Consider the following 18,047-nt stretch of genomic DNA (forward strand, 5'->3'; position numbering starts at 1 on the left):
TTTTAAACAGTTTAAGGGCAAGAAACCCCATTTTTGCTTTGATGAGGTGCGGGCGCGGGCGCGCCGCCGCTGCTGGCCCGGAGCCGTCGGCGGGTGTCGGGGTAGAAGTCACGGTCACCACAGGCTCGTCCCCACTGTTCTCTTCGAGATGGCGTTGGCGGACAGCACGAGCGTGAGCCCGATGATCGACTCGAACAGGCCGATCGCCGTCGCGTAGCTGAAGTTGCTGGACTCGATACCGATTCGATAGAGGTACGTCGCGATGACGTCAGCCGTCGGATAGGTCAGCGGGTTGTACAGCAGCAGGACCTTCTCGAAACCGACCGCCATGAACGTGCCGATGTTGAGGATGAGCAGCGTGATCATCGTCGGCCGGATGCCCACCAGAGTGATGTGCCAGGTCTGCTGCCAGCGGTTGGCACCGTCGATGCGGGCGGCTTCGTACAGCTGGTCATCGATCGTGGTCAGTGCGGCGAGGTAGAGGATGGTTCCCCAGCCGACCGTCTGCCACAGCTCCGAGCTGACGTAGATGGTGCGGAACCAGTCCGCGTTCTGCATGAAGTTGATTCTGTCGGCCCCCACCAGGGTGATCAGCTGGTTGACCGTTCCCTGGACCGAGAAGATCTGGAACACCATGCCGGCCACGATGACGATCGACATGAAGTGCGGCAGGTAGGAGACGGTCTGCACGAGACGCTTGAACCACCGCACGCGGATCTCGTTGAGAAGCAGCGCCAGGATGATCGGCATCGGGAAGCAGATCAGCAGCGTCAGCAGCCCCAGGATCACGGTGTTCTGGAAGACGTCCCAGAACTTCGCGTCCGAGATGAACATCTTGATGTAGTGCAGGCCCACCCATTCGTCGCCGAAGATGTTCCCACCGGGGCGGAACCGACGGAAGGCAATGATATTCCCCGCCATCGGCAGATACCGGAACACCAGCAGATACGCCAGCGGCAGGACCAGGAACGTGTACAGCCGCCAGTCCTTGCGCAGCACGCGCCGCCAGGTGTTCTTCTTGGGTCCGGGTCTCCCGCTCGAGGGAGGGGCCGCTGTCGCCGGTCGTGCGGGCACGCCGTCGACACCCTGTGTGCCATCCGGTGCGGGTGATCCCTGCTGAACGGTCATACGTCGTGTACCGGCTGCATCGACATCGATACTTCACCTCTTCTCATCACTACGTCGTGATCACCGCCGAAAAGATTCATCCGGAGTATCGGTGTGTTTTCAGTCTATAGGGCGCCGTTTCTCACCGTCAAGGGAAGCGCTCTCCCCTGCCAGTCGCTGCGGCGACCGCCCGATACGTTCTGAGCGCTGTGGACGGCGGACATCATTCCGGCAGGCCACAGCACTGCAGGGCGGCAGCGAGAGGGCTGTGCACCGTCAGGGTCCGCTAGCGGGAATCCTTCTGCGCGCACGCCGTCGGATACCCATCACGTAACGAAAGTTTTCGGACCGCGGTCTGACCGGGGCCCTCATGGTCCTCACGGTCCTCGGGTCGCCCCGTGAGGTCAGTGCTGACCGGGCAGGAACGCGGTGGCACCGGCGAGGGCGCCCTGCGACTCGGAGCTCCTGCTCACCGGCACGACCGTCGACGGCGTGACGAGCACCCGGTCGCCGTCGCCGACCTCGCGCACCTCGCCGACGACCCGGAAAGAGGCCTCGTGCGCGGTGTCCTCGCTCGAGGCGCCCACGCGCACCCGAAGCTCGCCGGGCTCGACGATGCGCCGGTAGTCCTCCCCGAGGAAGGCGGCGCGGTCCATGTGCAGATCGAAGGTGACCCGGGCGCTCTCCCCCGGGGCGAGAGCGACCTTGGTGAAGCCGATGAGCCGCTTCAGGGGGCGCACCACCGAGGCGACGGGGTCGCAGAGGTAGAGCTGGACGACCTCCTTGCCCTCGCGCTCGCCCACGTTGGTCACCACTGCCGAGACCTCGACGGCGCCGTCGGGCGCGACCTCGGTGGCCGAGACCTCCAGGTCCGAGTACTCGAAGCGGGAGTAGCCGAGACCGTGGCCGAAGGGGAACAGCGGCTTGGGATCGATGTTGGAGATGCCCTCGCTGACCCACGCCAGCACCGGGGCCAGATAGGTGCCGGGCTGGCCGCCCATGCCGCCGGGGATGCCGATGGGCAGGCGGCCCGAGGGGTTCACGCGACCGGAGAGGACGCCCGCGATCGCGCTGCCGCCCTCCTCGCCGGGCATGAATGCCTGCACGATGGCGGCGCAGCGGTCGACGTAGGCGCCGAGCGCGTAGGGACGACCGGTGACCATCACCAGCACCACCGGGGTGCCGGTGGCCAGGACGGCCTCGACCAGCTCGTGCTGGGCGCCGGGCAGCTGGAGGTCCGCGACGTCGCAGCCCTCGCCCGAGGTGCCGGCACCGAAGAGTCCGGCGATGTCGCCGACGGCGAGGACCGCGACGTCGGCGGCCTCGGCCGCCGTGACGGCCTCGGCGATCCCGGCGGTTCCCGTACCGGTGAAGTCCGTGCCCGCGACGGTGGTGACCGTGGAGCCGGGGAACTCGGCGGTCATCGCCTCGGCGAGCGACGGAACGGGGACGGCGGTGCCGTTGTCCTCCAGGCGCGAGAGGACGTGGTTGGTGAAGCTGTAGCAGCCCAGGAAGCTGCGCGGCTCGACGGCGCTGGGGCCGATCAGGGCGATCCGGCCCGGGGCCGCCAGCGGCAGGGTCGCGGCGTCGTTGCGCAGCAGGACGATGGATTCCTCGGCCAGCCGGCGCGCGACCTCGCGGTTCTCGGCCGGGTCCAGGTCGATGGCCTCGCCGGTCGTGGCGGGGTCGAAGCCCGGATCCAGCAGACCCAGCTCCACCTTCTGGCGCAGCACCCGCCGCACCGCGGTGTCCAGCACCTCGACGTCGAGGTCCCCATCCTCGATGGCCTCCAGCAGCAGCGGGAACGTGTTGGTCTCGGGCAGCTCGACGTCCATACCGGCGCGGAGCGTGGTCACGGCGGCCTCGCGCGTGGTCTCCACGACCCGGTGCATGGACTGCAGGAAGTTCACGGCCCAGTAGTCGGAGACCACGGTGCCCTCGAAGCCCCACGTCTCGCGCAGCAGCTCGGTCATCAGCCAGTGGCTGGCCGCGGGGGCGATGCCGTCGACGTCGGCGTAGGAGTTCATCACCGCGCCGACCTCTCCCCGGCGCACGGCCATCTCGAAGGGGACCAGGTCGATCTCGTGGAACTCGCGACGGCCGATGGAGACCGGGGCGTGGTTGCGGCCGGCGCGCGAGGCGGCATGGCCGGCGAAGTGCTTCAGCGTGGCGATCACGCCGGAATCCTGCAGACCCCTCACGTACTCGGTGGCCAGCATACCGGTGAGGTACGGGTCCTCCCCCATGGTCTCCTCGATGCGGCCCCAGCGGTAGTCGCGCACGATGTCGAGGACGGGCGCGAGGCCGACATGGGTTCCCAGTGCCCGCATGTCCGCGCCGATGCGACGGGACATCTCGCCGATCAGCTCCGGGTCGAAGCTCGCACCCCAGGCGATGGCGGCGGGATAGGTGGTGGCCTCGTGCGCCATCAGCCCGGTCAGGCATTCCTCGTGCGCGATCGCCGGGATCCCGTGCGGGGAGTTCTCGGTGACGGTGGCCTGCATGCGGCGCAGGTTCTCGACACCTTCCTGCGCAGTCATCGGGGCGCTGCCGAAGGGACGGGTGATGTGCCCGAGACCGTTGCGCGCCGCCTCCTCGAAGGGATCGCGGCCCTCGTCGAAGGTGGACTGCATGGGGGCGAAGCCCTCCGCGTCACCGATCTCCGGCCGCTTCCAGTAGCTGCCCAGCTGAGCGACCTTCTCCTCCAGGGTGAGGTCGGCCAGCAGCGCCTCGACGCGCTGCTCGGTGCCCACCGAGGGGTCTGTCCACGCGGGAACGGTCATGGGGTGCTCCTTCGCACTGCCGACGAGGGCACGCATCGGCGTCGGCCACTCGGGGTTCGGTCTCGTTTAGCAAGTTTTCGGCCACTTTCGGTGGTGCCGAGACTAGATGAGCGTCCGCTTGCCGGTCAACACCGGCGGCGCGATAGGGTGCAAGCGGTTCCCGACGGACGCTCCCCGGCCCCGGCGCTCCACGGCCTCCCGCGTCATCACTGGCCAACGGACTTTTTCGGCATGGACGCCGTGCCGGTGGGGATCGACCGCCGCGTCGGGAGCAGCGCCCGCCCGTCGTCCCGAAACTTTTCCCGAGGAGCCGTGAGACAGCCCGTGACATCGCCGCATCAAGATATCCGACCACTGCACGTCGGCATGGTCGGCTACGGCTTCATGGGGGCCGCCCATTCCCATGCCTGGCGCACCGCGCATCGCTTCTTCGACCTGCCGCTGACGCCGGTTCTGCACTCCATCGCGGGCCGCACGGACAGCTCCGTGCGCGCGGCCGCCGAGCGCTACGGCTTCGCGTCCGCCACCACACGCTGGCAGGACCTGGTCGAGGATCCCCAGATCGATCTGATCGACATCTGCACGCCGGGCGATACCCACCTCGAGATCGCCACGGCGGCGCTGGCCGCGGGCAAGCACGTGCTGTGCGAGAAGCCGCTGGCCAACTCGGTGAAGGAATCCGAGCAGATGGCCCGGGCCGCGCAGCAGGCGCGCGAGGCCGGATCACTGACGATGTGCGGGTTCAGCTACCGCCGCACCCCCGCGCTCGCCTACGCCCGCCGCCTGGTGGCGGACGGCGCGGTCGGCGAGATCCGCCAGATCCGGGCCAACTACCTCCAGGACTGGCTCTCCGACGCCGACGCCCCCATGACATGGCGCCTGGACAAGGACAAGGCGGGATCCGGGGCCCTCGGCGACATCGGCGCCCACGTCATCGATCTCGCCCAATGGGTCTCCGGCCAGCACATCGCGGAGGTCTCCGGCACGCTGGAGACGATGGTTCCGACCCGGCCCGCGGCAGGGACCGCGGAGGGACTCGGCGGCCGCGGCGACACCTCCGGCGAGCGCCAGCAGGTCACGGTCGACGACGTCGCACTGTTCACCGCCCGCTTCGCGAACGGCACGCTGGGCTCCTTCGAAGCCACCCGGATGGCGCAGGGCCGCAAGAACGCGATGCGCCTGGAGATCAACGGCTCGAAGGGCTCCCTGTCCTTCGACTTCGAGCGGATGAACGAGCTGCAGTTCTACGACGCCACCGCACCGGAGGGGCGGCAGGGCTTCACCCGCATCCTCACCACCGAGCCCGAGCACCCCTACGCCGAGGCCTGGTGGCCCACCGGGCACGGCCTCGGCTACGAGCACACCTTCACCCACGAGATCGCGGACCTCGTGCGCGCGATCGGCGAGGGCACCGAGCCCTCCCCGTCCTTCGAGGAGGCGCTGCAGGTCCAGCGCGTCCTCGCGGCCGTCGAGTCCAGCTCGGACCACGGCAGCAGCTGGCAGCGGATCGACACTCAGGAGAACACCCGATGACCGACCACCCCACCTCCTCGACCAGCATCTTCGTCGACGAAGGCCAGGATCCCGGCGCCCGCAGGGCGCTCGTCGTCCGCGGCGGCTGGGACGGCCACCAGCCCGTCGAGACCACCGACCTGTTCATCCCTTTCCTGCGGGAGAACGGCTTCGACGTCCGCATCGAGGGCTCCCCGGCCGTCTATGCCGACGCGGAGTACATGGCCACGGTGGATCTGATCCTCCAGTGCAACACGATGTCCACCATCGAGAAGGAGGAGTTCGAGGGCCTGCGCGCGGCCGTCGAGGCCGGCACCGGGCTGGCCGGCTGGCACGGCGGCATCGCCGACAGCTACCGCAGCAACTCCGACTACCTCACGCTGATCGGCGGCCAGTTCGGCTGCCATCCGGGCAAGCATCCCGACGAGCGCACCGGCGAGCAGTCCGACAACTACGTGCCCTACACCGTGAACATGCTGCCCGAGGCCGCCGAGCATCCCATCACCCGGGGCATCGAGGACTTCGACCTGGTCACCGAGCAGTACTGGGTGCTCTCGGACGACTACATCGACGTGCTCGCCACCACCACGCAGAAGGTGCGCGAATGGGATCCGTGGCACCGCCCGGTGACCTCCCCGGCGATCTGGACACGGCAGTGGGGCCAGGGGCGCATCTTCGTCTCCACGCCCGGTCACCGGGTCGAGGTGCTCGAGGATCCGAACGTGCGCACCATCGTCGAGAGGGGCCTGCTGTGGGCAGCACGCTGAACGATCAGAAGACCGCTTCGGCTCCGGCCGGGGCGGTCGGCGGCGACCGGGAGCCGATGCGGATCGGCATGATCGGCTGCGGCGTGATCTCCCGGCAGTACCTGGCCACCTTCGACGCCCTGCCGGGGGTCGAACTGGTCGCCGTCGCCGACCTCGACCCCGAGCGCGCGCAGGCCGCGGCGGAGGGCCGGGAGGGGGTGCGGGCGCTGGGAGTCGACGAGCTGATCGCCGATCCCGATGTCGACACGGTCCTGAACCTGACGATCCCCGCCGCGCACGCCGACGTCGACCTGCGCGTGATCGCCGCCGGCAAGAACGTCTACTCCGAGAAGCCGTTCGCGGTCACCACCGAGGAGGGGCGGGCGGTCCTCGAGGCCGCCCGCGAGGCCGGGGTCGTCGTCGGCAGCGCGCCGGACACGGTGCTGGGCACCGGCACCCAGACCGCCCGCGCCGCGATCGACGACGGCCTCATCGGCACCCCGATCGCCGCGACGGCGACCATGCTCACCCCGGGCCATGAGCGCTGGCATCCGCAACCGGACTTCTACTACGTCCCCGGCGGCGGCCCGCTGCTGGACATGGGGCCGTACTACATCCACGCCCTGGTCACGCTGCTGGGACCGATCGACGCGGTGATCGGGGCGAGCAGCCGGCTGCGCCCGGAGCGCACGATCGGCTCCGGCCCCCGCCAGGGCGAGAGCATCCCGGTCACCACCGACACCCATGTCACCGGTGTGCTCGTCCACGCATCCGGCGCGCTGTCCACGCTGGTGATGAGCTTCGACGCGGTCGCGACCGCGTCCCGCCCGATCGAGATCCACGGCACCGGAGGCAGCCTCGCCGTGCCCGATCCCAACCGCTTCGAGGGCGAGGTCTCCGTGCACCCGCTCGGCGGGGACGGCTGGGAGACGCTGCCGGAGTCGGCCGGATACGTCGGCGCCTCCCGCGGCATCGGACTGGCCGACATGGCCGAGCGCGGAGCAGCCCTGCGCGCGAGCGGAGAGCTGGGCCAGCACGTCCTCGAGGTCATGAACGCCGTGCTGGAGTCTTCGACCAGCGGGCGCAGGGTCGAGATCACCAGCACGTGCGAGCGTCCCGACGCGGTCGGCCTCCAGGATCTGCAGACTCCCGTCTGAGCTCGTGCCGTCCGAGCCGTGCCGTCCGAGCCGTGCCGTCCGAGCCGTGCCGTCCGAGCCGTGCCGTCCGAGCGGTGCCGTCCGAGCGGTGCCGTCCGAGCGGGGACGCTCGGCGGCCCGTTCGGGCTGGACCGTTCGAGGCTGCACCGCTCGGGCTAGCACGACACACCGCATGCCGTGGCAACATCCTGCACGCGACTGCTACGGCCGTGGTGATGCAGGACACTTCTGGAAATGGCTTACCGGAGCCAGGTGCGGCGCTGCGATGGCGCGACCCGCCCGATGCCGCAGCACGGCGCTGCTGGCAGGGCACGTCGTACGGGCCCGGCCCAGCCTCCGAGCCACCTCTCACCCTCACTGATCCCCCGCCAATCCCCCACTCTCCATCGCTCACCGTTCGCCCGCCCCACCGCCGGAAAGGCTCTCCGCCTCATGCTCAACGTCGCTGTCATCGGTACCGGCAACATCTCCGACGCCCATCTCGGTGCCTACCTGGAGGCGTCCGACGAGGTGCGCATCGTCGCCCTGGCCGACCTGACGCTCGAGCGGGCCGACGCCAAGCGTGAGGCGTTCGGCCTGACGGAGGCCCGCTCGTACGCGGACACCGACGCGATGTTCGAGGCCGAGGATCTCGACCTGGTCAGCGTCACCACTCCCCCGTCGGCCCACCGCCCGGTCGCGGTCAAGGCGCTGGAGGCCGGCATCAACGTGATCGTCGAGAAGCCGATGGCCCCCTCGCTCGAGGACTGCGACGCCATGATCGAGGCGCAGCGACGCAGCGGGAAGATCCTCTCGGTGATCGCGCAGAACCGATTCCGTGACGAGATGATGGGGCTCAAGGCCGTCCTGGATTCGGGCAAGCTCGGCTCGATCTCCCACACCCGCATCGCCTCGGAATGGTGGCGCGGACTCTCCTACTACGACCTGTGGTGGCGCGGCACCTGGGCCTCCGAGGGCGGCGGCTGCACGCTGAACCACGCCATCCACCACATCGACATCGCTCTGTGGCTGCTGGGCCGGCCGCAGGCGGTCGCGGCGATGATGACCAACGCTCAGCACCACAACGCCGAGGTCGAGGATCTCGGGGTGGCGATCCTGAAGTACGAGCGCGGCCTGGCGGAGCTGACCAGCTCTGTCGTCCACCACGGCCAGCAGCAGGAGATCGTGGTCCAGGGCGAGCACGCCCGTGTCTCCCAGCCCTGGGCCGTGGTCGCCGAGACCCCTCAGCCCAACGGGTTCCCGACCCCCGAGGGCAACAGCTCGCTGGTCGCCGACCTCGAATCCTTCAACGCGGCGCTGCCGAAACTGGAGCACACCGGCCACGCCGGCCAACTGCGCGACGTCATCGCCGCGATCAGGGAGGGCCGGGACCCGCTGATCACCGGCGAGGACGGCCGACGGGCCCTGGAACTGGTCACGGCGATCTACGCGGCGGCCATCGAGCGCCGCACCATCGACCTGCCGATCCCGGCCGATGACCCCTACTACCGCGCCGGCACCCTGGAGGCCAGGGCACCGCACTTCTTCGAGAAGACCGCCTCGGTCGCCTCCCAGGACGGCGGCATCACCGTCGGCGGGACGGACCCGGCCGGTGCCGCGGCCGCGTCCTGAGCCCGCCCGCGACCTGAGCCTGCCCGCGCCCCTCCCCGTCCGACTCCCCGTCCCGGATCACCCGGGCCACCCCGACCGTTCGTCGAAAGGACCCCTCCCATGGCCGCCTCCGAAGGAGCCGACTACGCCCCCGCCGAGATGCCCAGCCCGGTCGTCGTGCCCGGCGAGTTCGTCTTCGCCGCGATGCACCTCGACCACGGCCACATCGGCGGAATGACCCAGGGCCTGCTCGGGGCCGGGGGCACCCTGAAGTGGGTCTACGATCCCCAGCCCGAGCGCGCCCAGGCGTTCCAGGAGAAGTTCCCGCAGGTGAGGATCGCCGAGAGCGAGGAAGAGGTCCTCGCCGACGAGGAGGTCCACCTGGTCGCGGCCGCCGCGGTCACCTCCGACCGCGCGGCCCTGGGCATCCGCGTGATGGAGGCGGGGAAGGACTACTTCACCGACAAGGCCCCGCTGACCACGCTCGACCAGCTCACGAAGGCCCGCGAGGCCACCCAGCGCACCGGGAAGAAGTACGCGGTCTACTACTCCGAGCGGATCCACGTCGAGGCCGCCGTGCTCGCCGGCCAGTACATCGAGCGCGGCGCCATCGGCGACGTCATCCAGGTGATGGGCATGGGCCCGCACCGTCTCGGTGACCCCGCCTCCCGGCCCGACTGGTTCTTCGAGCGCGCCCGCTACGGCGGCATCCTCACCGACATCGGCAGCCACAACTTCGAGCAGATGCTCACCTTCACCGGCTCCGACGACGCCGAGATCCTCTCCAGCTCGATCGGCAACTTCGGTCACCCCGACCACCCCGAGCTCGACGACTTCGGCGACGCCCACATCGCCCTGTCCAGCGGCGCCTCCGGGTACGTGCGCGTGGACTGGTTCACGCCCGACGGGCTGCGCACCTGGGGCGACGGCCGGACGTTCATCCTGGGCACCGAGGGCTACATCGAGCTGCGCAAGTACCTCGACGTCACCACCGACAACGGTGGCGGCCAGGTCATCCTCGTCGACGGCAAGGGCGAGCACCGCATCGAGGCGAACGGCCAGGTGGGCTTCCCCTACTTCGGCGAGCTCATCCTCGACGTGCTCAACCGTACGGACAACGCCATGACCCAGGACCACGCCTTCAAGGCGGTCGAACTCGCCGTGAAGGCCCAGAACCAGGCGCGAGTGCTGGCCTCGGCACCCACCGCCTGACCCTGCCCTGCTCCCCGAGAGCCCGGTGACCTCGTGGTCGCCGGGCTCTCGTCTGTCCCCGGGCGGGGCGGGCGGGGCCTGCGAGCGGAGGGGACGATGGCACGAACCTGTAGCTGTGTGGCATCTGCCCTGCTCTGAGAGGGGTCTCGGTCCGCTCAGCTACACCTTCGTGCCACACTCCACGCTGCACACCGGCCGGGCGCTGTATGCCGCGCGGGGCGCTGCACACCGGCTGGACGCTGCACCCCGGCCGGGCGCTGCATGCCCCGGAAGACGCCCCTCACACACTCCCCCTCCACGCGCTCGCGCGAGGCCACGATGAGGAGCCGACCAGCGCCCTCCAACTCCATGTGTGCTGGTCCGGGCAGTTCTTGTCGCGAGGAGAGTTTCGAACGGGCATCGGACCATGACCTGGGCTTGACCGCTCTGGATCGCGCGGGCTACCTTGACACTGCACTCGCACTTTCCGAAAGCTTTCGGCACTGTTGCCGGACCTGCGAACTGGAGTACAGCAATGAAGCCTGTCACCCGCCGCGCGACTCTCGCCGGCCTCGGGATCTCCGTCCCTGCTCTCGTCACCCTCAGCGCCTGCGGCGGCGGCGCCCAGCCGTCGGGAGGGGCCGGTTCCCCGTCGAGCCTGTCCGTCTGGGCCCTCACAGGCGCCAAGCAGGACACCTACCAGGCCTCCTTCGACGCCTGGAACGAAGCGAACCCCGACAACGAGTTCGCCGTGCAGTTCTTCGCCAACGATGCCTACAAGGAGAAGATCCGCACCGCGATCGGCTCCGGCAACGCCCCCACCCTGGTGTTCAACTGGGCCGGCGGCACCCTGGCCGACTACGTCGACAACGAGTCCGTCGTCGACCTCACCGGCAAGGTGGATGACGTGCTGGGCCGCACCATCCCCTCGATCGCCGATGTCGGCAAGATCGAGGACAAGCAGTACGGAGTGCCCAACAACGACACCCAGCCGGTGATCCTGTACTACAACACCGAACTGTTCGAGCAGCACGGCGTCACCCCGCCCACCACGTGGGACGAGCTGATGTCCGCCATCGACACCTTCTCCGCCGCCGGCGTCACCCCGCTGTCCCTGGCCGGGCAGAGCGTGTGGCCGGAGCTGATGTACATCCAGTACCTCACCGACCGCATCGGCGGCGAGGGCGCCTTCCAGAAGGTGCTGGAAGGCGAACCGGAGGCCTGGTCCGAGCCGGCCATCACCTCCGCCCTGGAGTCCATCGTCGAGCTGGTCGACGCCGGCGCCTTCGGCTCCGGCTTCGGGTCGGTCACGGCCGATGCGGGTGCCGATGCCGCGCTCGTGCACACCGGGCAGGCCGCGATGCTGCTCCAGGGCAGCTGGGTGTACGGCACCTTCAAGCAGGATGCCCCCGAGTTCGTCGCCGACGGCAAGCTGGGCTTCCTCAACTTCCCCGAGGTCGAGGGCGGCGAGGGCGACCCGGCCAACGTGGTCGGCAACCCCGCCAACTACTGGTCCGTCTCGGCCGACGCCGACGAGGAGACCCAGGAGCTCGCGATCCAGTACCTCAACGAGTACAACCTCAACGACGACATGGTCGATGACTTCCTGTCCATCGGCGCCATCCCCGCCGTGGCCGGGCTGGAGGAGAAGCTCAAGGGTCTGGACGACGAGGACTTCCTGACCTTCGCCTACGACATGGTCCTGAACGCTCCCCACTTCCAGCTGTCCTGGGACCAGGCGCTGCCCCCGGCCCCCGCCCAGGAACTGCTGACCAACCTCTCCCAGATCTTCCTGGGGGAGATCGAGCCCGCGGACTTCGTCGCCAACATGAACGCGACCATCGACTCATGACCTCGGCGCAGTCCCCCACGCATCCGTCCGCCGCCGGCGCGGCCGGTGTGGACCCGTCCCGGGAGGACGCTGCAGGCTCCCGGGACGGATCCCGTGGCGGTGTCGACAGCCCCCGCGGAACCGGCGACCGGGCCCGCACGGGCTACCGGACCGGCCCCAGCAACTGGCTGCTGCTGCCGGCACTGAGCTTCTTCGGCATCTTCGCGCTGCTGCCGCTGGCGGGCGTGGTCGTGCTGTCCTTCTTCGCGTGGGACGGACTGGGCACGCCGCAGTTCGCCGGCCTCAGCGCCTGGTTCACCGTCTTCCAGGACCCGGTCACGCTGAACGCCATGAAGCTGACGTTCCTGCTGACGGCGCTGAGCTACGTGGTCCAGTTCCCGCTGAGCCTGCTGCTGGGCACGTTCATGGCCGGTCATCAGCGGTACCGAGAGGCCTTCTCCGTGCTGTACTTCCTGCCGCTGCTGTTCTCCGCCGCGGCCATCGGGATCACCTTCGGGGCGCTGCTGGACCCGAACTTCGGGCTCTCCCGCGCCTTCGGTCTCGACTGGCTCGGCCAGGACTGGCTGGGCTCGCCCAACCTGGCGTTCTACACGGTGATCATGGTGATCTCGTGGTCCTTCGTCCCGTTCCACTCCCTGCTCTACCAGGCGGGTGTGCGGCAGATCCCCGCCTCCATGTACGAGGCGGCGACGCTGGACGGGGCCGGCCGGGTGCGACAGTTCTTCAACGTCACCCTGCCGCAGCTGAAGTACACCATCGTAACCAGCTCCACCCTGATGCTGGTGGGGTCGCTGACCTACTTCGATCTGGTGTTCATCCTGACCCAGGGCGGCCCCGGCAATGCCACCCGGATCCTGCCGCTGGATATGTACCTGACCGGTTTCCGGTCCTATCAGATGGGCCCCGCCAGCGTGATCGCCGTGATCCTCGTGGTGGTGGGCCTGCTGCTGTCGCTCACCCTGAACCGGATCTCGGGAGCCGACCGCATGGAGAGCCAGATGGAGGGCGCCTGATGAGCATCTCGACCACGAGCGGTCACCGCTCCCCCAACGTCATCGGCGGCGTCCTCGCCTTCCTCTGGCTGCTGGTCATCCTGGTCCCGATCTACTACATCGTGGTCACCAGCGTGCGGCCGCAGTCGGACTACTACTCGTCCAACCCGCTGTCGCTGCCGCTGAACTTCACGTTCGAGCCGTATCGGTACGTGCTGGAGAACGACTTCCTGCGCTACTTCGCGAACTCGGTGTTCGTCACGGCGCTCACCGTGGTCGCCGTGGTGGTCTCCTCGCTGCTGGCCAGCTACGTGATCGTGCGCAGCCGCAGCCGGCTGGCCCGGTTCAGCCAGCGACTGTTCCTGCTGGGGATCGCCATCCCCCTGCAGGCCACGATCATCCCGATCTACTACCTGATCGTGGAGCTGGGCCTCTACGACACCCTGTGGGCGCTGATCCTGCCCTCGATCGCCTTCGCCATCCCGATCACCGTGCTGATCCTGACGAACTTCCTGCGGGACGTCCCCAAGGAGCTGTACGAGTCCATGACGGTCGACGGGGCGAGCGACTGGCAGATGTTCCGCTCGCTGGTGATCCCGCTGGCGAGGCCGGCGATCGTCACCGTCGGCATCTACGACGCGCTGCAGGTGTGGAACGGGTTCCTCTTCCCCCTGGTGCTCACCCAGAGCTCGGAGCAGCGCGTGCTGCCCCTGTCGCTGTGGGCCTACCAGGGCGAGTTCACCCAGAACATCCCGGCCGTGCTGGCCGCCGTGATCCTCTCCGCGCTGCCGATCCTGGCGCTGTACATCGTCGGCCGCCGGCAGCTGATCAGCGGTCTGACCGCGGGCTTCAGCAAGTAGCAGGCCTATCCGGCGCCAGCCGTCGGAGACGACGAGCCGGCCGCTGCATCCGATCGTGGATGCGGCGGCCGGCTCGTCATGGGTGCCGCGGAACGCGCGGGCTTCCCCATCGCTGCCCCGGCCCCCGCCACGGCCGACGGTCGTGGCGGGGACCGGGATGGCCGGCCTGGGCTCGACCGGCCGGGGACTCAGCCGTCGATGGCGGCGATGTCGAGCCCCAGATCTTCTCCGTCGCGGACGTACAGCGGCAGCGTCATGACGCCGTGCCTCTGGCGCAGCCAGCGCCCTCCGGTCTCGACGGTGCCGTCGAACACGGAGGTCCAGCGACCCTCGGGGAGGTAGAACTCCACCTCGCCCTGCGGGTCGAACACCGGCGCCACCAGCAGGGAATCGCCCAGCATGTACTGAGTGTCGATGGCGTGGCAGGTGCGGTCCTCGGGGAACTCGAGCACCATCGGGCGCAGCAGCGGGGTGCCGTGCTCGTGCGCCTGCCGCGCCATGTCCTGGAGGTACGGCACCAGCTGCTGCTTGAGCAGGGTGAAACGGCGCGCCACGGCCACGGCCTCGTCGTCGAACGCCCACGGCACCCGGTACGAGCTGGAGCCGTGCAGGCGCGAGTGGGATGAGAGCAGGCCGAAGGCCAGCCAGCGCTTGAACACCAGCGGGTCCGGGTTGCCCTCGAAGCCTCCGATGTCGTGGCTCCAGTACCCGAAGCCGGAGAGCGCCAGCGACAGCCCGCCGCGCAGGGTCTCGCCCATCGAGGGCAGCGAGGAGTCGTTGTCCCCACCCCAGTGGACCGGGTACTGCTGGCCGCCGGCCGTCGCGGAGCGGGCGAACAGCACGGCGTCACCCTCCCCGCGCCGCTGAACGAGCAGGTCGAACACGGTGCGGTTGAACAGGTGCGTGTAGTAGTTGTGCATCTTCTCCGGCTCGGCCCCGTCGTGCCAGGAGATGTCCCGCACCGGGATGCGTTCGCCGAAGTCGGTCTTGAAGCAGTCCACGCCCATGTCCAGCAGGGTCTCGAGCTTGCCGCGGTACCAGCGCACGGCCTCGGGGTTGGTGAAGTCCACCAGCGCCATCCCCGCCTGCCACAGGTCGGTCTGCCACACGTCGCCGGAGGTGGTGCCAACGAGGTAGCCGTGCTCCATGCCCTCGTCGAACAGATAGGACTTCTGGGCGATGTAGGGATTGATCCACACGCAGACCTTCAGCCCGCGCTCGTGCAGGCGCCGGATCATGCCCTCGGGGTCCGGGAACGTGGCCGGATCCCAGATGAAGTCGCTCCAGGTGAAGCCGCGCATCCAGAAGCAGTCGAAGTGGAAGACGGACAGCGGGATCCCGCGCTGCTCCATGCCGTCGATGAAGGACATGACGGTGGCTTCGTCGTAGTCGGTGGTGAACGACGTCGACAGCCACAGTCCGTACGACCATTCCGGCACCAGGGGCGGCCGGCCCGTCAGGCCGGTGTAGCGGCGCAGCACGTCCTTCGGCGTGGGGCCGTCGATCAGCAGGTAGGTCAGGGACTGGCCCTCGACGGAGAACTGCACGCGGGTGGTCATCTCCGAGCCGACCTCGAAGGACACCCCGCCGGTGTCCTCGACGAACACGCCGTACCCGCGCGAGCTGAGGTACAGCGGCACGTTCTTGTACGCCTGCTCGGAGGTGGTCCCGCCGTCCTCGTTCCAGATGTCGACGCTCTGGCCGTTCTTCACGAAGGCGCCGAAGCGTTCACCGAGCCCGTAGATGCTCTCCCCCGGTCGGAGCGTGAGCTGCTCGTGCATGTACCGCTTCCCGTCGGGCGCGATGACGTGCGCGATCGACCGTTCCAGGGAGCTGGTCAGCTCGCGTCCGGCCGAGACGAAGTCCGCCTTCCACTCATCCCCCCGGGCGATCCGCAGCTCGAGGTCGCCGGCGGCGAGCGAGACGGCCCCGTCGGCGCCCTCGGTGATCACGCCGCGGTACTGCGCATCCGCGGCGATCTCGAAGCGCGGCTCGGGAATGCGCACCCCGCGATGATTCTGGACGCGCACCCGGATCACGCCGTCGGCGACGGCCTGGTAGGTGACGGTCAGCTGCGGGTTGTTCAGGGTGTCCCCGCGGGTGTGCACGGGCCGGACCGGGGCGTAGGCGCGCACCTCTGACTGCTCGGCATCGACCTGGAGGTCGTGGACCTGCCGTCCGCGCTGGACGGTGAAGCCCTCGCGGTCGAGCCAGTATCCGTTGGTGAAGCGCATGGTCAGCGTTCCTTTCGCGGGGTCGGGGAAGAGTCCTGCGGCGTCACGTCCTGTGGCGTCACGTCCTGTGGCGTCACGTCCTGCGGCGTCACGTCCTGTGATGTCACTTCACGGCCCCGGCCGTGACACCACGGGTCAGGGTGCGCTGGAAGATCAGGAAGAAGATGAAGGTGGGCAGCAGCGAGAGCAGGGCTCCCGCGTTCAGCGTCGGCACGTCGAGCATGCGGTCGCCCTGCAGCGACGACAGCGCGATGGGCACCGTCTGGTTGTCGTTGCTGGTGAGCATGACCAGCGGGATGAAGAACTCGTTCCACGTCCAGATGAAGAAGAAGATCATCAGCACGGCCATGGTCGGGCGCACCACCGGGTACACGATCCGCCACAGGATCTGCCAGCGAGTGGCACCGTCCAGCTGCGCCGCCTCCAGCAGCGCAGGCGGGAAGGTGCCGAGCACGGAGGCGAGCAGGTAGGTCCCGAACGCCGACTGGACGACGGTGAAGATGATGACGATCGACCAGGGGTTGTCCGTCAGCCCGACCATGCGTGCCATGTCGAACAGCGGGTAGATCAGCACTTCCTGCGGCAGCATGTTGGCCATCAGGAAGAGGCCGACGAGCCACAGGCGCCCCGTGACCTTCCCGACGCCGAGCGCATAGGCGTTCAGCAGGGACAGCAGCACGGCGAAGACGGACACCAGGGCGGAGGTCCACAGCGAGTTCCACAGCTTGACCGGGAAGTTCACCCGCTCCCAGAACGCGGTGAGCCCGTCGAGGTAGAGGCCGCGGGGCAGGGACAGGGGCCCGCCGGCGGAGTAGTCCGCCGGGGACTTGAAGGCGTTCAGCAGCATCAGCAGGAACGGGCCCACCATGAACACGGCCATCGCGAGGGCGAGGGCCAGCACCACCCAGCGGGCCCATCCGCGGTGGTGGCGGTCCCGTCGACGACGCGGCGACGGAGTCGCCGGGCCGGTCGGGGCTCCGGCACCCTCGGGCGCAGCGACCCCGGGCGCGGGGGCGGAAGCAGTCATGTCTGCGGCCATGTCAGCGGCCCTCCTGGTCTTTGCGGGCACTGCGGTTCTGCAGCACCTGGATGCCACCGGCGATGACGACGATGATCAGGGTCAGCACGGTCGCGACCGCCGCCCCGTATCCGACCCGCGAGGTGTCGAAGAAGTTCAGGTACGAGTAGTACGAGGGCACGAGAGTGGAGCTCTCCGGGCCGCCGCGCGTGAGCACGTAGATCGGCGCGAAGACCTTCAGCGCTGCGATCGTGCAGGTCAGCACGATCACGAAGGTCTCCGGGGAGATCTGTGGGACGGTGATGGCGCGGAACCTGGCGAACCAGCCCGCTCCGTCGAGCTCGGCCGCCTCGTACAGCTCGGGCTCGACGCGCTGCAGGGCGGACATGAAGATCACGGTGGGGTACCCGATCTGGATCCAGATCAGCACCAGCATCACCGAGGGCAGCGCGAGCGAGGGGTCGCCGAGCCAGTTGGGTGGGTCGGCGATGCCCAGCCCTTCGAGCATCGTGTTCACGGCGCCCGTCTGGCTGTTGAGGATCCAGTTCCACACGATGCCGGCGACCGAGATCGGCAGGATCTGGGGCATGTAGTACGTGGCGCGCAGGAACGCGGCGGTCTGGCTGTTCCAGTGCTTGGCGACGTAGTCGAACAGCATGGCGGCCAGCAGCAGCCCGATGAGGGTCGGCACCACGACCATGGCCGCGATCATCGAGATCGAGTTGCGGAAGGAGAGCCAGAAGGCCTCGTCGGCCAGCAGCGCGGTGTAGTTCTCCAGCCCGTTCCAGCGCTTGGGCGCGAGCCCGCCCTTCCAGCTGTGCAGGCTGTACCAGATGTTCAGCACGAAGGGGACGAGGATGACGACGAGGAAGGAGATCAGGCCGGGCAGCATGTAGGGCCAGTACCCGGCCCGGCTGTTCCTGCTCCGCCTGCGCCGCGGGGCCGGCGTCACCGCGGTCGGCGCGGCATCGGTCGTGGTCATGTGCTCTCCTCAGAGGGGTGGGG

Annotated in this window: 13 protein-coding genes; 8 read left to right on the forward strand and 5 right to left on the reverse strand. The window is 68.9% G+C overall.

Annotated elements, in window-relative coordinates; genetic code table 11:
• Nucleotides 1-114 precede the first annotated feature (114 nt).
• On the reverse strand, nucleotides 115-1,074 hold the full coding sequence (locus tag AC5020_RS13290; RefSeq protein WP_464988632.1) for an ABC transporter permease: 960 nt from the start codon (nucleotides 1,072-1,074) through the stop codon (nucleotides 115-117).
• 437 nt (nucleotides 1,075-1,511) lie between these two features.
• Entirely contained in the window at nucleotides 1,512-3,890 is a 2,379-nt protein-coding gene (locus AC5020_RS13295; protein WP_464988633.1) for a beta-glucosidase family protein, read from the reverse strand.
• A gap of 366 nt (nucleotides 3,891-4,256) precedes the next feature.
• Here AC5020_RS13295 and AC5020_RS13300 point away from each other — a divergent pair, with 366 nt between their 5' ends.
• From AC5020_RS13300 to AC5020_RS13335, 8 genes are all read left to right on the forward strand, one after another.
• A complete protein-coding gene (locus tag AC5020_RS13300) occupies nucleotides 4,257-5,423 on the forward strand; it encodes a Gfo/Idh/MocA family protein (protein ID WP_494564440.1) in 1,167 nt (388 codons plus the stop codon).
• The gene (locus AC5020_RS13305; protein ID WP_377018660.1) at nucleotides 5,420-6,169 is read left to right on the forward strand and encodes a ThuA domain-containing protein; all 750 of its coding nucleotides are present in this window, start codon (nucleotides 5,420-5,422) and stop codon (nucleotides 6,167-6,169) included. The genes AC5020_RS13300 and AC5020_RS13305 overlap by 4 nt, the downstream gene beginning before the upstream one ends.
• A gap of 56 nt (nucleotides 6,170-6,225) precedes the next feature.
• Nucleotides 6,226-7,305 (forward strand): Gfo/Idh/MocA family protein, encoded by a 1,080-nt coding sequence (locus AC5020_RS13310; RefSeq protein ID WP_494564441.1) that lies wholly within the window; start codon nucleotides 6,226-6,228, stop codon nucleotides 7,303-7,305.
• 432 nt (nucleotides 7,306-7,737) lie between these two features.
• Complete coding sequence (locus AC5020_RS13315; RefSeq protein WP_464988636.1) at nucleotides 7,738-8,916, forward strand: Gfo/Idh/MocA family protein; 1,179 nt, start codon at nucleotides 7,738-7,740, stop codon at nucleotides 8,914-8,916.
• Nucleotides 8,917-9,015: 99 nt separating this feature from the next.
• On the forward strand, nucleotides 9,016-10,107 hold the full coding sequence (locus AC5020_RS13320; RefSeq protein WP_464988637.1) for a Gfo/Idh/MocA family protein: 1,092 nt from the start codon (nucleotides 9,016-9,018) through the stop codon (nucleotides 10,105-10,107).
• 514 nt (nucleotides 10,108-10,621) lie between these two features.
• Nucleotides 10,622-11,938, forward strand: a complete 1,317-nt coding sequence (locus AC5020_RS13325) for an extracellular solute-binding protein (RefSeq protein ID WP_377792507.1) — start codon at nucleotides 10,622-10,624, stop codon at nucleotides 11,936-11,938.
• Complete coding sequence (locus AC5020_RS13330; RefSeq protein ID WP_464988638.1) at nucleotides 11,935-12,951, forward strand: carbohydrate ABC transporter permease; 1,017 nt, start codon at nucleotides 11,935-11,937, stop codon at nucleotides 12,949-12,951. The genes AC5020_RS13325 and AC5020_RS13330 overlap by 4 nt, the downstream gene beginning before the upstream one ends.
• The gene (locus AC5020_RS13335; protein WP_464988639.1) at nucleotides 12,951-13,790 is read left to right on the forward strand and encodes a carbohydrate ABC transporter permease; all 840 of its coding nucleotides are present in this window, start codon (nucleotides 12,951-12,953) and stop codon (nucleotides 13,788-13,790) included. Before AC5020_RS13330 ends, AC5020_RS13335 begins: the two co-directional genes overlap by 1 nt.
• Before the next feature lie 188 nt (nucleotides 13,791-13,978).
• Here AC5020_RS13335 and yicI read toward each other — a convergent pair whose 3' ends face one another.
• The 3 genes from yicI to AC5020_RS13350 form a co-directional block, all read right to left on the reverse strand.
• Entirely contained in the window at nucleotides 13,979-16,024 is a 2,046-nt protein-coding gene (yicI, locus tag AC5020_RS13340; protein ID WP_464988640.1) for an alpha-xylosidase, read from the reverse strand.
• Nucleotides 16,025-16,127: 103 nt separating this feature from the next.
• Nucleotides 16,128-17,063 (reverse strand): carbohydrate ABC transporter permease, encoded by a 936-nt coding sequence (locus AC5020_RS13345; protein ID WP_464988641.1) that lies wholly within the window; start codon nucleotides 17,061-17,063, stop codon nucleotides 16,128-16,130.
• Nucleotide 17,064: 1 nt separating this feature from the next.
• A complete protein-coding gene (locus AC5020_RS13350) occupies nucleotides 17,065-18,024 on the reverse strand; it encodes a carbohydrate ABC transporter permease (RefSeq protein ID WP_377018650.1) in 960 nt (319 codons plus the stop codon).
• Nucleotides 18,025-18,047: the final 23 nt, after the last annotated feature.

The organism is Brachybacterium sp. SYSU DS0246 (assembly GCF_059391765.1).